The organism is Zhongshania guokunii (genome assembly GCF_040892635.1).
Taxonomy (GTDB): domain Bacteria; phylum Pseudomonadota; class Gammaproteobacteria; order Pseudomonadales; family Spongiibacteraceae; genus Spongiibacter; species Spongiibacter guokunii.
The window spans coordinates 128772-143886 of the sequence record NZ_JBFRYA010000009.1 but is presented as its reverse complement, the minus strand read 5'-3'; the positions used below and the strand labels follow the sequence as shown (position 1 = coordinate 143886).

At 49.9% G+C, this 15115-nt stretch carries 9 protein-coding genes; all 9 read right to left on the bottom strand.

Features of this window, described 5'->3' with window-relative positions; genetic code table 11:
* Positions 1–60: 60 nt before the first annotated feature.
* Positions 61–3585, bottom strand: coding sequence for an indolepyruvate ferredoxin oxidoreductase family protein (locus AB4876_RS11865; protein WP_368381876.1), 3525 nt, complete (start codon positions 3583–3585; stop codon positions 61–63).
* Between the two features lie 148 nt (positions 3586–3733).
* Positions 3734–5107, bottom strand: coding sequence for an MFS transporter (locus tag AB4876_RS11860; protein WP_368381875.1), 1374 nt, complete (start codon positions 5105–5107; stop codon positions 3734–3736).
* A gap of 24 nt (positions 5108–5131) precedes the next feature.
* Entirely contained in the window at positions 5132–6352 is a 1221-nt protein-coding gene (locus tag AB4876_RS11855) for a multidrug effflux MFS transporter (RefSeq protein WP_368381874.1), read from the bottom strand.
* Between the two features lie 39 nt (positions 6353–6391).
* A complete protein-coding gene (locus tag AB4876_RS11850; protein WP_368381873.1) occupies positions 6392–7525 on the bottom strand; it encodes an acyl-CoA dehydrogenase family protein in 1134 nt (377 codons plus the stop codon).
* 57 nt (positions 7526–7582) lie between these two features.
* On the bottom strand, positions 7583–8383 hold the full coding sequence (locus AB4876_RS11845; protein ID WP_368381872.1) for a crotonase/enoyl-CoA hydratase family protein: 801 nt from the start codon (positions 8381–8383) through the stop codon (positions 7583–7585).
* Positions 8384–8599: 216 nt separating this feature from the next.
* Entirely contained in the window at positions 8600–9643 is a 1044-nt protein-coding gene (locus tag AB4876_RS11840) for a hypothetical protein (protein ID WP_368381871.1), read from the bottom strand.
* The gene (locus AB4876_RS11835) at positions 9643–10653 is read right to left on the bottom strand and encodes a Rieske 2Fe-2S domain-containing protein (RefSeq protein WP_368381870.1); all 1011 of its coding nucleotides are present in this window, start codon (positions 10651–10653) and stop codon (positions 9643–9645) included. Before AB4876_RS11835 ends, AB4876_RS11840 begins: the two co-directional genes overlap by 1 nt.
* Before the next feature lie 62 nt (positions 10654–10715).
* Entirely contained in the window at positions 10716–12341 is a 1626-nt protein-coding gene (locus AB4876_RS11830; protein ID WP_368381868.1) for an ATP-dependent acyl-CoA ligase, read from the bottom strand.
* 294 nt (positions 12342–12635) lie between these two features.
* Positions 12636–14981: a TonB-dependent receptor gene (locus AB4876_RS11825; protein ID WP_368381867.1), complete on the bottom strand. Its 2346-nt coding sequence runs from the start codon at positions 14979–14981 to the stop codon at positions 12636–12638.
* Positions 14982–15115 lie beyond the last annotated feature (134 nt).

Genomic DNA, 15115 nt, shown 5'->3' with positions numbered 1-15115 from the left:
AAACTTATTATTTACTGCACTGTACTCGAGTTTTATTTGAGAAAGCGGCCACAAACATTTTCACCGAGGCTCACCGTAGCTTTCCATTAGCGACGCCCAATGTTTACGCGCCTCTAGCATGTTGCGCTCTTTAACATGACCAAAGCCGCGAATTGTTTGAGGAATCTCCGCCAGCGCAATCGCGGATGCCAAGCGCTCTTTACTTAAGCTAGCGCAGAACTCCTCAGTTAAGGCGAGGTAATCCGCAATCCACTGACGTTCGTGCTGGCGTTCTTCGGTATATGAAAAGATATCCAGCGCCGTGCCTCTTAAAAATTTCATTTTGGCCAGCAATTTAAAGGCAGGCATCATCCAGGGGCCAAACTGACGTTTGATTAAATGGCCGTTGTGATCCTTTTTCGAAATCAGCGGCGGTGCCATATGGAAATTCAGCTGGTAGTCTTTACCTGGTGTACCCGCAAACTGTTTTTTTAGCTGCTGCATAAAGACTGGCGAGGCGTGCAAACGCGCAACCTCATACTCGTCTTTGTAGGCCATTAGCTTCATTAAATTGCGTGCTACCGAAATGCTTAGGGGATTACCCCGATTAGCACCGACCTTGTCTTCTGCCTGCCTAACGCGCTCAACAGCATCAGCATAGCGCTGGGCGTAAGCCTCGTTTTGATAATCACGCAGCAAGGCCATACCGCGTTCGACCACGCCGTTTAGCGTTTCTGGCTCTACCCATTGCACCGCACGGGTATCCGTAGCCACTTCTGGCAATAAATTGCGATCGTGGGCGGCAACCCGGCCCCACTCAAAAGCATCGATATTTTTATCTACCGCCACCCCATTTAATTCAATGGCGCGCTGCAAAGACTCATAAGAAAGCGGCACCCAGCCCTTCTGCCAGGCGTAGCCAAGCAAGAGCGGATTGGCAAATATACTGTCGCCCATAACCGACTCTGCTAATGCCGTGGCATCGATATATTCACAATCATTACCCAGTGCTTGCTGAATATTGCCTTCAGCCGTTTCCGTAGGGAACTTCCAATCCGGGTTCGACAAAAACTCTGCCGCCGGCGTTAGCGCGGTATTGATGACTGCTTTGGTCAAGCCCACTTTCACCCGCGACAACACATCATTTGAGGCCGCGACAATTTCATCGCAACCAATTAGTGCGCTCGTCTCAGCCACCGCAATGCGGGTGGCGTGAATATCGTCAGGACGGGCGGCAATCTGAATATGACTCATCACCGCCCCGCCTTTTTGGGCGAGTCCGGTTTGATCTAACACTGTAATACCGCGGGATTCTAAATGCGCCGCCATGCCCATTAAGGCGCCAATGGTTACTACGCCAGTGCCACCAATACCCGCTACCACCAAACCATAAGGTTGCTCTAATGATGGGAGTACCGGCATCGGTAAGTCTTGCAGCAGATCGCGTTTACCTTCAAGCGCTTCGGGCCGACGTAAGTCACCGCCTTCAATCGTCACAAAACTCGGACAGAAGCCTTTTAAGCAGGAGAAGTCTTTATTACAACTATTCTGATTAATCTGGCGTTTAGTGCCCAATGGCGTTTCTAAAGGTTCTACCGACACGCAGCCAGAGGCCACCGAGCAATCACCGCAGCCTTCGCATACAGCGGGGTTAATATAGGCTCGGCGCTTTACATCAACCATTAAGCCGCGTTTACGGCGGCGGCGCTTTTCGGTTGCGCAGGTTTGATCATAAACAATCACGGTGACCCCAGTGGTATCCCGCAGGCGCAATTGTATAGGTTCTAATTCATCACGATGGAAGACCTTGGCATTGACCTTGAGCTGCTGATATTTTTCTGGCTCGTCGGAAACCACCAGTACCTCGGCAACATTCTCTGCTAGTAATTGGTCGACAATTTGCGGCACCGTCAATACGCCGTCTACGGGCTGGCCGCCGGTCATTGCCACCGCGTCGTTAAACAGAATTTTATAGGTCATATTGGCGGAGGCGGCTACTGCAGCGCGGACGGCCAAAATACCCGAATGGAAATAGGTCCCGTCGCCAAGATTCACAAATACATGCTTATCGTTGGTGAAATGCATTTGCCCTAACCACGTAACCCCTTCACCGCCCATCTGACTAAAGGTTTCGGTGTTGCGGTCCATCCACATTGCCATATAGTGGCAGCCAATACCCGCCAAAGCCCGCGAGCCTTCTGGCACTTTGGTCGAAGTATTGTGAGGGCAGCCAGAGCAGAACCACGGCTTGCGCTCGACCGGCATACCAGACTGCTGCGCCGCGTTTTCTTTGCCTTCGATAATATCGATACGCGACAGTATACGACGCCTAACTTCATCGCTGAGCGGCATTCTGGTTAAGCGCGAGGCAATCGCCTTGGCGATGATGGCCGGTGATAATTCGTAGCGCGCAGGCAAAAGCCAGCTACCACGGGGCTGCGACCATTCGCCACCGGCATTATCACGCTCGTCAAACTTACCGTAGATGCGTGGCCGCACGTCTTCGCGCCAGTTATACAGTTCTTCTTTAAGGGCGTACTCTAAAATTTGGCGCTTTTCTTCCACCACCAAAATTTCTTCTAGGCCCTCGGCAAAGGCGCGGCAATCTCGGGCATCCAGTGGCCATACACAACCCACTTTCATAATACGAATACCAAGCTGGCGGCAGGTATCCTCGTCTAAACCAAGATCGACCAGCGCTTGACGAAGGTCTAAATACGCCTTGCCCGCGGCCATAATGCCGAAGCGGGCACTGGGTGAATCCAATACCACCCTATTCAACTTATTAGCACGAATATATTCTAGTGCCGCATACCATTTGTAGTTCAGCATACGTACTTCTTGATCGAGAGGCGTATCCGGCCAGCGGATATTTAAGCCGCCCTCAGGCATTTGAAACTCGTCAGGTAAAATGATCTTGGTGCGATCTGGATCTACCTCTAGCGAGGCTGAGGACTCAACCACGTCGGTAACACATTTCATGCCAGCCCACAGGCCGGAATAGCGACTCATCGCCCAGCCATGCAAACCGTAGTCGAGATATTCCTGCACATTGGCGGGGTACAATACCGGAATACCGCAGGCGATGAGAATGTGCTCTGATTGATGGGCAATAGACGAGGATTTAGCCGCGTGATCGTCACCCGCCAGCATTAACACCCCGCCGTGGCGCGAGCTGCCCGCTGAATTTGCGTGTTTTAACACATCCGCAGAGCGGTCTACCCCTGGGCCTTTGCCGTACCACATACCAAACACGCCGTCGTAGCGGCTGCTTTCATACAAATTGGTTTGCTGGGTGCCCCACACTGCCGTAGCCGCAAGGTCTTCGTTTAAGCCTGGCTGAAAGACAATATTCTTCTCGGCAAGCTCTTTTTTCGCCGCCCACAGCGCCATATCAACGCCGCCGAGGGGCGAACCTCGGTAACCAGAAATATAACCTGCAGTGTTTAATCCAGCGCGATGATCACGTAATTGCTGCATCATTGGCAGACGCACCAAGGCCTGGGTGCCGCTGGCGTATATTTGGCCCTGCTCTAGGGTATATTTGTCGTGTAGAGCAACTTCGCGCAGTGCTTTTGGCGGCGTTAATAATGACTCAGAGCTCATAATCTTACCTATTCATATGTCGTCGGCCAGCTGCTGCATTGCCGATGGTGTTTATTATTTATTGAACAGATTCTAGAAAATTATTAACATATCGTAAATTTAAATATATTCATCGAATGTATCTGTTTTATAGATACCAGTCTCGCTCTCACAATTTCACGGTCGGCGCTAACATACACGCCTCCGCCCAGATGCGTGCCCGCGTTAAGGCATAGCGCGATTGTCCGCTCCAGCACAGCCACAAACCCAATAATGACACGGGCAAGGCGGTAACCGACACCGCGAGGTGCAAGGCTTTGCCGGCAAACACTAGATCGCTCGTTAGCGCCACAAGGGTTGGTCCTAGGCCAATGCCCAGCAAGCCGCCCAGCAGTAAGTAAATTGCTATAACTTGGCCGCGCATGGCATTTGGCGTTACTTCCTGAATAGCCGCGGGCGCAGCGGTTTGCGCAATCGACAGCCCTAAAACCGCAAAGAACAATACACCGAGGGCCATGCTTGAGGTGGGCATTAGCGACCAAGTGCTCACACAGGGCAATAACAGCATTTGACCAACAAGCGCGACTCTAAACCGCGCCGCTTGCACCCCCTTCGCACGCCAGTAATCACTGAGATGGCCACTGATCAGGCCGCCTATAATTCCTGCGCCCGCAATAAGGCCACCCAATAACATTCCCGAATGGGAGATATCCAAGTTAAAGCGACGGGTAAATACCGACGGTGCCCAAGCCAAACTGCCGTAGCCAATAATCGCTAGTATCGAGGGATAAAATAGTAAACGCCCGAAGGTGGCGCGCTCGCTGCTCAGAAAGGCGAGTAATTCAGAAACAGGCACATTGAGGCGCTGCGCAAGCTCGCGGCGCTCTGGTTCGCGGATCGTAAACATCAGCAAAGACAACAGTAGCCCCGGCAAGCCGGCAAAAATAAATACCCAGCGCCACGCCAGTAAATGACCAATAACAGGCAGCGCCATACCCTCGCTAGGAATAAGTTTGAGCAGGTAGCCGCCCAGCAACAGCGAAGCGCCTGAACCGATGGCGATAGAAATATAATATATGCCCAGCGCGCGACCGCGGCGCTCGGGCGCAAAGTAATCGGCAATAATGGAATATGCCGCTGGAGCTAACACCGCCTCGCCAATACCAACGCCCATACGCGCTATAAACAGGCTGCTGTAGTTCTGAGCGAAACCCGCAAAGACAGTCATCAGGCTCCAGAATAGTAAGCCCCAAAAGATGAGTAAGCGACGGCTGCGCTGATCTACCATTCGCCCTAGGGGCAAACCCGCAAAGGTGTATACCAAGGCAAAGGCGTAGCCTTGTAAAAAACTAAAGGCAGTGTCGCTAATGGCAAACTCACGCCGAATAGGCTCAACCAGCAAAGTGGGTAACTGCCGATCTAACTGTGAAAAAACCGTTACCACAAACAACACAAAAATTACGTAGCACGCATAAATGTGATTTGGGTAAGGCCTGTTTGTAATATCTGCAGGCGAATTCACTACAGGGGAAACCTCAGCCATTTATCACCTCGTATCGCGCCGACGCTAGCTGGTTACTGACGCCGCTGAAATTCGACCCGACAGAGTCATCCAGCGTAAAAAATAGATTCCAATTAACGACAGCGCCAACATTGAGGCTGCACTCATCGCAAGATGCAAAGGTGAGCCCCAAACAAAAGGTGCAATCACCGCCGCCAACAAGGCGTTAAATCCGGTTTGGGTAAAAAGCTGTATTGACGAGGCGGTGCCCCGCCGCTCGGGCAGGCAATCTAAGCCTAATAAGGTGATGGTTGGCTGCACCAAAGACATACCTAGGGTGTACACAAAAAAATACGGTAAGTAATAATAAAAGTTGCTAGGCGCAAGCCAAGACACTATTAAGTTATATAAGGTCGCGGCCGCCATAATGACAAAACCAATACGCAGCAATCGCGGCAATGGCCAATGCCCAGCAAGGTGTCCGGAAAGGTACGCCCCCAACATCATGCCCGCCGTTGCGGGGCCGAATAGCCAAAGAAACTCAGTTGGCCCGAGCTGGAGATGCTCCAGTAAAAATACCGGCGCCGACAGCACGTAAACAAAAAAACCGCCGAACATAAGTGCAAACGACACCGCCCAGCTCATAAACCGAAAGTTTAAAAATACTTCTTTATAAGTTTTTACCAGCGACACCAAGGACATTGACTGGCGCGATTCCGGGGCCAGTGTTTCTGGCAAAATCAGCAGTACCAAGACTAGTAGTAACGCACTGGTGCCACCCAAAAAAATGAAGCACGAGCGCCAGCCAAATTCGCTGTGCAGCAGCCCGCCAACCACAGGGCCAATAGCCGGAGCCACTGAAAACACCATAACAACGGTTGCGTAGGCACGCTGCGCCGCGGCGCCCGCATACACATCGCGGATAACGGCGCGACCAATAACAATTCCCGCTCCGGCAGATAACCCCTGCAAAATGCGAAAAACATAAATCACTTCGATGCTGCTGCTAAAGGCAATACCGAAAGACGCAAGCGTAAACACCGACAAACCAATAATAATAGGTAGTCGACGCCCGAATCTGTCGGACAAGGTGCCATGCCATAAAGACATAAAAGCAAAGGCCATAAAATACAGCGACAAAGTAAACTGCAGCTGCACATCATCAACGCCGAGTTCTGCCCGCATTGCCGCAAATGACGGCATATACATATTTATTGTAAACGGGCCTAGCATCGCTAAGCCGGCTAGCAATAGGGGTAAAGCCTGGGACCTCAGCGGCGACAGCATATTCTTACAGTCCCATTGCGATGCGGGGAGCTGCGGTCATCACTGGGGTTTTAATGAACGAGAAATAATTTCCTTCATGATCTCTGACGTACCGCCGTAAATTCTCGCAACCCGCGCATCTACCCAAGCGCGGCTAATACGGTATTCAGTCATAAAGCCATAGCCGCCGTGCAGCTGTAGCAGCTCATCCAGCAACTGCCCCTGCATTTCAGAACCCATTAACTTCGCCATCGCGGCTTCGTCACCGCTTAGCTCGCCTGCCATAACTTTGTTAAGGCAACTGTCGATAAACGCACGTAACATCGTCGCTTTAGCTTTCACTTCGGCGAGCTTAAAACGGGTGTTTTGAAAATCGAATACGGTTTTACCAAACACCTTGCGGTCTATGGTGTATTGAATAGTATCGTCTAACAGACTGTGTACTGAGGCCGCAGCGCGAATACCAATAATTAAACGCTCCCACGCCAGTTGGTGGGTAAGATAGTTAAAGCCCTGATTTTCTTCGCCAAGGCGATTGCCCACCGGCACCCGCACATCGTCGAAGAACAACTCGGAGGTGTCTTGGCCTTTAAGGCCAATCTTGTCCAATAGGCGACCTTTGCTAAAACCCGGCCTATCGGTTTCTACGCATATTAAGGTTAAGTCTCGGGATGCTGGATCAAGCTTGCACGCCAATACTACTAGATCGGCATTGCCACCGTTGGTAATAAAGGTTTTCTGGCCGCTAATAATATATTCATCACCTTCTCGGCGCGCCATTGTGCGAATTGAGCGCAGATCGCTACCCACTCCCGGCTCACTCATGGCGATAACACCAATGGTATCGCCAGAGACCATACCGGGTAGCCACTTGGCATTCTGTTCGCTATTGCCGTAGGCAACAAAGTAATTAGCAACGATTTCAGAGTGAGTTGTAAAGCCAATCGCGGTGGCATTGACCCGCGCCAACTCTTCGATCATCACCGCAGAATGGCCGTAATCACCACCTGGCCCACCAAACTCCTCACTAACACACGAGCAGAGCAAACCAGCTTTACCTGCTTTTTGCCAAATTTCTTTAGGGACAATACCCGCCTTCTCCCACTCATCTAGGTAGGGAACAATTTCCTTATCAATGAAGCGACGCGCTACATCACGAAACATCTCATGATCTTCACGAAACACAGCTCTCATACATTCACCTGTTCAAATAATTTATTAAGTAAGCGAAAATCTTAAAAGGATAAGACTTTAGTTGCCGGTAAACTGCGGCGCCCTGCGCTCTAGGAAGGCATTCACTGCCTCGCCGTGATCCTCGGTGGTATGCGCCAGCGCTTGGTAGGCCGCCGACATTTCCAGCAGTGAGCTCAAACGCATGTGCTCGCCTTCGCGCAATAAACGCTTAGTTAGCCGCAGTGCGTGGCCGGGGTTCGCTGCCATGCTGCGCGCCACGCTCATCGCGGTTTCCATCAGATCTTCGGCCGGCACGGATTCGGTTATCAAACCCCACGCCAACGCTTTCGCACTGTTAATAGCATCACCGGTTAAAGACATCAGCGACGCTCGCGGCATACCGATAACCCGAGGTAAAAGCCACGCACCGCCATCACCTGGCACTAGGCCCAGCTTTATAAAACTTTCTGCAAAGCTCGCTTTCTCCGCAGCAATACGTACATCGCACATACAAGCGAGGTCAAGACCAGCGCCCACCGCAGCGCCGTTAATCGCGGCAACCACCGGAATATCCAATTCATAAACACAAAGTGGAATACGCTGAATACCATCGCGATATTGATTGCGCAGCTCTACTGGGCTGCCCTCAAAAATACCGCTACGATCGCGCATGTCTTTAACATTACCGCCAGCGCAAAATGCCGACCCATTGCCGGTCAATACCAACACTTTAATACTGCGATCACGACGAATCACTGCACAAAGATCGACAAACTCCTGAATATATTCCGGCGACGTCAACGCGTTGCGCGACTCCGGGCGATTCATTCGCGCAATAATGATGTGGTTTTCACGTTCTAGCTGTAGAAACGGCTGCATAGTCGACTCCGAAATTGGGACGCCCTCCCACCCCAAAGCCATTTATAGATACTAGCCATATAGGCTGTGTTCGGCAGGAGTGATCAGCGGGCTGAGGCCCTAGTGCTTATGTTTACTTTTATTCAAGAGCCTAAATATTATACACTTATTAAAATTATGTCTAACTTAAAATCTAAATTAAGTATTATTAGACCAAATCAGCCAACTAAATCTCACCTAGTTATCAATACCTAGAACTTGGCGAAGATCTGTGGTTGGTTTAGCATCGGCAAGATAGCTGTAGTCACCGGCTTGCTGGCGCTCCCACAGTTTTTTCATTAAATAGCGATAGCGAACACCCGGCGCGTCAAATCGTGAGTGCTGATCGGCACGCCCCTCGGCATTGCGATACCGCGGATTCTGCGGCCTCACGACGGCATTGTCTTGTGGCCCAACCACATAAGCTAAACGCGGCATCAATTGCCGAAACGGCGTTGGCGCGGCGCCAAGACTAAAGATTTGATCGACCCGTGAACGGTAGGGACCACTTGGTACAAAAGTTTGAATATTGGGGATATCAAAACCAGGTCTAAAACGCGGGTAGGAGATGCACACATTACTGCGTAAATGGACATGCAGTGTGGAGCGAAACTCCTGATACTTCGCCCGCACCCCGCCTAGCCAACGCATAACAGGCGAGACCGGTTTGCCTACCACATGACGCACCCGCGTAAGGGTTTCAGAGGTATGATCAAAACTTATCTCATCCGACTCCGCCTCGCCCTCGCCGCCCACAACCTCGCCATGTAAAAAATCTGCATGGGTGAGGTCGAGTAAATTCTCTACCGACAGCAGAGAGTTACCATCAAAGCGAACTGAGGTGCGCATGTATTCTGGAATGCCGCGACCATCACGAGGTAAAAATGGCACATCGGGAATCAGATCTTCGTCAGCGTTTTCTGGGTTGCCATACCACACCCAAATATAGCCAAAATATTCGCAGCTCGGGTAGCAGCCGCTGCCCGCCGTAAAACTGCTAAAGGTCTTATTCTTCTGGCCAGGCAAATACTCAGCGGCCACAGCATGACCACGATCTCGCCATAAAAAAACGGTTTGGCGATGCATAGCACGGCGTATTGGCGTGCTATTAACATGGTTGGCATGCGCTAAAGGAAACCAGGTGTCGTGAAGATCTATTTCCATCGGCCGCCATTCGTCCTGCGGGCGCGAACGGCGCAACACTGGCTCAACAACATTTTCTAAAATTATTTCACGGCGCATTAGGAATCCTCCCCACTGCTAAGCGTTGGTTCACAAACCGGTATATTCAGGGTCGCAATTCGATCACTAGACGCTACTGAATGCTCATCGTGCTCATTCAATTCAGTAGCCAAACTGGCTGACGGCCCAACCATCAAATTTGCCATGTCACTGCCGTCTATTGCCGAAAACACCGTAAGTGGGCAAGCTTTGAATGCGGCTACCGACTTAAGAAGCAGGGGCGCGGATCGCGCATAGCCATAACTTTTAGAAAAGTAGCAACGCCAATGCAACTGGCTGGTATTGCGCTTACCCGGCACAACAGCCATCACCGCAGCCAATAATATTTGCTCACCGCCGTCGAGTAGCTGCACGCGCACCGCCGACTGCTCAGGCCAAATTTCGGTTCTTAACATTAAAGTCGATAAGCCCCACCATTTTTCGTGGGGCTTGCTTTTCAAGGTCCACACAGCGGTTCGATCTAAGCTCAGGCAGCCCTTCTCACTCACCACATCACCAATATAAAAATCACTGACGTGCACACCAAAAATCGAAAGCAGTACATGCGGCCCATCTAACATTGCCGCCAAATAATCTTCTGCGGCAACACTAACAACCGCGCTGCCGTGGGCGGTCTTTTCATATTCCCATTGCGCGGGGGGCTGACAAACATAGTCGGAATCACTATTCACGGTATCGGCCGTCGCCACGTAAATAAAGCCATCTTTCTCATTGGCACGGAAGGCCTTGGCACACAAGCTTGCGGGGATATTTTCTGTTTCTGCCAGGTTAGGCACCGCCACACACTGGCCACTTAAACCGTCAAAGGTCCAGCCGTGGTAGGCGCAACGTAAGTTTCCATCTATTACCTTACCCAAAGACAGCGGCACTCGCCGGTGCGGGCAGCGGTCTTCGAGCACGCACACCACACCACTTTCATTGCGAAATAAAACAAGGCTCTGATCTGCAATTTGTGCGGCGTAGGTTTTCCCTACTGGCACTTGTTCAGAACCCGCTACAGGAAACCACATGCTGTGCTCCTTGCATTATTGTTGGCTAGCAACGGCCGCGCTTAACGGCCGCTGCGTATAGATCAGCGCTTTTTGACTTGGATGTCGGTGTCGTCTAAATCCCAGGTAGTTGCCGTTTTGCCTTCATCGCGCAGCAAATATTTCAGCACGCGGCCTTGGGGGTTTTTCGGTAGACTATCGCGAAACTCTATATAGCGAGGCAGCGCATAGTACGGCACTACATTGGTAGACCAGTGAAACAAATCAGCTTCGCTTAAATTGGCATTAGCGTGCAGTACAGCAGTTACTTTAACGTCGTCTTCACCCTTGTCAGATGGCACTGCGTGTACCGCAACTTCGGCGAGCGCCTCATGCTTAAGAAAAGCCGCTTCCATTTCAAAGCTCGAAATATTTTCGCCGCGGCGACGCAAATAATCTTTTTTCCTGTCGACAAAATAGAAGAAGCCATCATCGTCAAATTTGCCAATATCACCGGAGTGAAACCACATATTGCGCATTAACTTGAGCGTTTCTTCGGGACGCCGCCAATAGCCCATAAACATAACATCGGGGTGCAATGGGCGAACAACGACCTCGCCAGGCGTATTTGCTGGCAGCTCGCGATCTAAATCGTCAACTATGCGCACATCGTACTCGGGTATGCGCTTGCCAGACGAACCCGGCGCAGCATATTCACCGCCGGGTAGGGAAGTTACTACACAAGCCTCAGTTAAGCCGTAGCCATTGCCACCCACTTGCTTAGCACCAAAGCGTTCTCTCCATATAGATTTAGCTGCTTCAGTGAAGGGGTTGCCACGCACGGTATGTATCTGGCCGTGGCATTTTTTCATCGATTCGTTTTCTTCTGCCTGCGCCAATAACCAGCCCATGCTGCCAAGAATAGACGCGATGGTTGCACCGGAGCGCTCCACTTCTGGCCAAAAGCCCGAGACCGAAAAGCGCGGCACAATAGCGACTCTTGCGCCAACCATGATATTAGAAATCACGCCCACACAAATCGCATTCATATGGAATAAGGGCAGTGGCGTGATCGTAATATCGTTAGCGGTAGCAGGCCCTGCACGCAACTGCTGGCGAGCGAGACTGCACATAAAATTGTAACTAAGCATGCAGCCTTTAGATGGGCCAGTGGTGCCAGAGGTGTAAATAATGCACGCCAGATCCGCTGGGTCTGGCTTGTCCGTAAATGCAGAAAAATCGCTACCCCGATACTCATCTAAGGGCGCAAACTCAATATCACCTTGCGATTCACACGCCACCGCCTTACCGCGGTGCAATACCAAGCGAACTGAGCTAAGCTCAGTAGATACGTCGGCAATGCGCTCTACATAATCAGTTTCACAAATAACTATTTCCGCACCGGCATCGGCAACCTGATGCTGCAAAAACATGCCACGCAGCGCAGTATTAATGGGTACACTTACCGCGCGCAGTTTATTCACCGCCAGCCAGCTAATGATCGCATCGACATTATTATCGAGCATGCTCACCACAGTATCGCCGCGTTTTACACCCGCGTCAGACAGCGAATGTGCCATCGCATTTGATAGACGATCAACCTCAGCATAAGTGAATAACTCACCAGAAAAATCCAGCAAAACTCGGTCTGGATGCGCGGCAACAGCACGATCAAGCGCGTCAATAACCGTATCGCGCTCGCCTACACTCCACATTTCTTGCTTACCCATTCCCAACATCTTCGGTATCTCTTTTCTTTATCATTATGAAAACTGTTCGCTGAAACGCGAGCCCCGAACTCACCAATCCAGCACTTAATCTAGACACTTTTTAAATAAGTGTCAATATTAAATGAGGTTTGCGGCTCATATACCGTGCCGAAGCCCCTAGGGTGACCCTATTCGTTGCCTTCGGCACGGCAATCACGGACAAGCCAGCCAGGACGTAGAGGACTACTCCTCTACATAAGATGACCATGATGGCCTAAACTCTACTGTTGAACTCCGTTAAAAATGGAAGGAAGGTCAGTTCAACTCCCAGTTCACTTTAAGACCATAAGTGACCGGCTTAGCCAAGTGACTTAACACACCAAAGTCTGTCTGAAACAATCCATCGGTATACTTCTTATCTTCTAAGTTGTTGCCAAACGCGGTAACCCGCAAATTCCAGGGCTCATACAGGTAGCTTATCCGCGCACTAAGAACGTGGTACTCCTCCTGATAGCTCGCCGCAGTATTCTGGGGAAGGTAGTAAAATCCAGAGTTATAATAAATATCTGAACCGACTTCTATCACGCTGCGATCAAAGAAAAACGACTTATTAAACCCTAATGTAGCAGACCACTCAGGGGTTCTGGGGATAACATTGCCCGAATAATCGCCATCTTCACCACCTTCGAACACCAAGCCCGTATCCTCGTTATACCCACGAGCTCCTGTATAGTCAGTAAATTGCCCGTTTAGATACGCACCACTAGCCGTCATAATTAGATCATTAATTAATGAAGGAAAAACCTGAACTGTAGCATCGAAATCGAAACCGTCGACTTCGCTTCCACCAGCATTTTCAAAGCTTACTGCTCCGCCCTGAAAAGCAGAAACAAACTGAACCTGTTGATTTTTCTGCTCATACTGAAATGCGGCGAAGTTCAAACGTAACCGGCCATCAAGCCACTCACTTTTAATACCAATTTCGTAAGCCTTAAGCTCTTCTGGCAGAACGTAGTCTGGTTCATCCGAAATCGTAACCACATTATACGTCGCACTCTTAAGCGCTTCCTGGTAACTTAAATAAAGCAAAAACTCTCTATCCGCAAAAGGTCTAAAATCCAGAGAAACTTTTGGTTTAAAGCTGTACGTTGTGTCGTTGCGACCATCAGAGAAATTAACAATATATATCCCCTCGCCATTTGGGTTCTCAAGCTCAGAACTAGATTTAATAACCTCGCGATTCTCTTCTTGATAGCGGCCGCCAACAGTAAATGTGAACCAATCGTTTACATCAATAGTACTTTGGAAAAATCCCGCAATAGACTCCGTGCCAATAAGGGCTCTTAGTGCAACCTTGCCACTTGGAATAAGGCCGACCGAAGCAATTGTGTCTACAAGCAAAGGCGGCAATGGAATGCCAGCCGCGGTACCAGCGGAAAGATCTAAATTTGCTATCTGCAATACCGTTGGATCAAAACCTTGAATGCTTTCAAAATAGTAGGCACCCACTATCCAAGACAACCACTCACTTCCCCAGCCATCTTCATTCGATAAAATTTGTAATTCCGCAGTGTCAACTTCAGCGTATTGATTTGTCGCGTCAAAAGTTACTAGTACTGAAGACGTACCGTCAAAGTCATATGAATAACTTGTTTCGATCAACTGCGTGCTTGCAAGCAACTTCACATCAAATGCATCTAAGGCCCACTCAACGCTGGCATAATACACTTCGTTATCGAGTGTTTGGTCTACTGGAGCGTCAAATTCGGCGGTATAGCCATCTTCGCCTTCGATAACAGCGCTAAAAACTTCGCCAGGTTCAGAATTTGGCGTTAACAGAGACCCAGGACCGGAACTATTGTAGGTAAAGCCAGCAAGATTAAGCCTTATGTCGTCGCTAACATCCCATCTAATTTTCACTCGAACGCCGTCTGATTCATCATCAGGAATTTCCTTACCCCCATCCACAAAACCGTCGTAATAAGACTCACTACCGCCTTTGAATGCAGAAAGGCTCGCAGCTAGCGAATCGGTAATTGGATAGCTACCATGCAAACGGACACTGTTAGTACCATAACTACCGTAGCTCAGCTGCACCGACGCTTCAGGCTCTGTTCCTGGATTTTTGGAATGGATACTGATCGCACCACCCACAGCATTTCGACCAAACAAAGTACCCTGCGGCCCTTTTAAAACCTCTATGCCCTCAACCGCACCAAACGATTGCGCCAAACCCTGCGCGAAGGGGAAGTAAACATTGTCAATGTATAATGCGACACTAGGATCAGCCATAAGGAATGCATCTGACCCGATACCGCGCATATATATAATGGAAAAACCAACTGCGGTATTATAAGTTAACCCAGGAGTAAAACGCTGCAAGTCCTGGGGATCAGTTATGCCTAAGGCATCTAAAGTGTCCTCACTAAATGCCGTCACCGAAATAGGCACATCCTGATTGTTTTCAGCACGCTTTTGCGCGGTAACAACGACCTCTTCGAGCATTCTATTCTGACGAACCTTTGGCGTTTTCTCCTCGGTCGATTGCGCATAAGAGCTAGCAACCGTAAATGGAAGAAACATAGTGGACACTAGAAACGAACGTAACAGCACACTACTTACTAGAATTGAACGCTTATTATTTATGTCGGAAATATTCATAGCACCTCAGCGGAAAAAATTCTGAAACATATTGTTAATAATTTTTATTCGAGCCACCTAACCGACGCAACACGCACCGAACAATTAGCAAACGCTAGCTTGATGTTTTCCGGATCTTATAATCTAGTTCTACT

Excerpts from the sequence above, each read along its gene's own strand:
- AB4876_RS11865 (WP_368381876.1), bottom strand. The coding sequence starts at position 3,585 with ATGAGCTCTGAGTCATTATTAACGCCGCCAAAAGCACTGCGCGAAGTT.
- AB4876_RS11860 (WP_368381875.1), bottom strand. The coding sequence starts at position 5,107 with ATGGCTGAGGTTTCCCCTGTAGTGAATTCGCCTGCAGATATTACAAAC.
- AB4876_RS11855 (WP_368381874.1), bottom strand. The coding sequence starts at position 6,352 with ATGCTGTCGCCGCTGAGGTCCCAGGCTTTACCCCTATTGCTAGCCGGC.
- AB4876_RS11850 (WP_368381873.1), bottom strand. The coding sequence starts at position 7,525 with ATGAGAGCTGTGTTTCGTGAAGATCATGAGATGTTTCGTGATGTAGCG.
- AB4876_RS11845 (WP_368381872.1), bottom strand. The coding sequence starts at position 8,383 with ATGCAGCCGTTTCTACAGCTAGAACGTGAAAACCACATCATTATTGCG.
- AB4876_RS11840 (WP_368381871.1), bottom strand. The coding sequence starts at position 9,643 with ATGCGCCGTGAAATAATTTTAGAAAATGTTGTTGAGCCAGTGTTGCGC.
- AB4876_RS11835 (WP_368381870.1), bottom strand. The coding sequence starts at position 10,653 with ATGTGGTTTCCTGTAGCGGGTTCTGAACAAGTGCCAGTAGGGAAAACC.
- AB4876_RS11830 (WP_368381868.1), bottom strand. The coding sequence starts at position 12,341 with ATGGGTAAGCAAGAAATGTGGAGTGTAGGCGAGCGCGATACGGTTATT.
- AB4876_RS11825 (WP_368381867.1), bottom strand. The coding sequence starts at position 14,981 with ATGAATATTTCCGACATAAATAATAAGCGTTCAATTCTAGTAAGTAGT.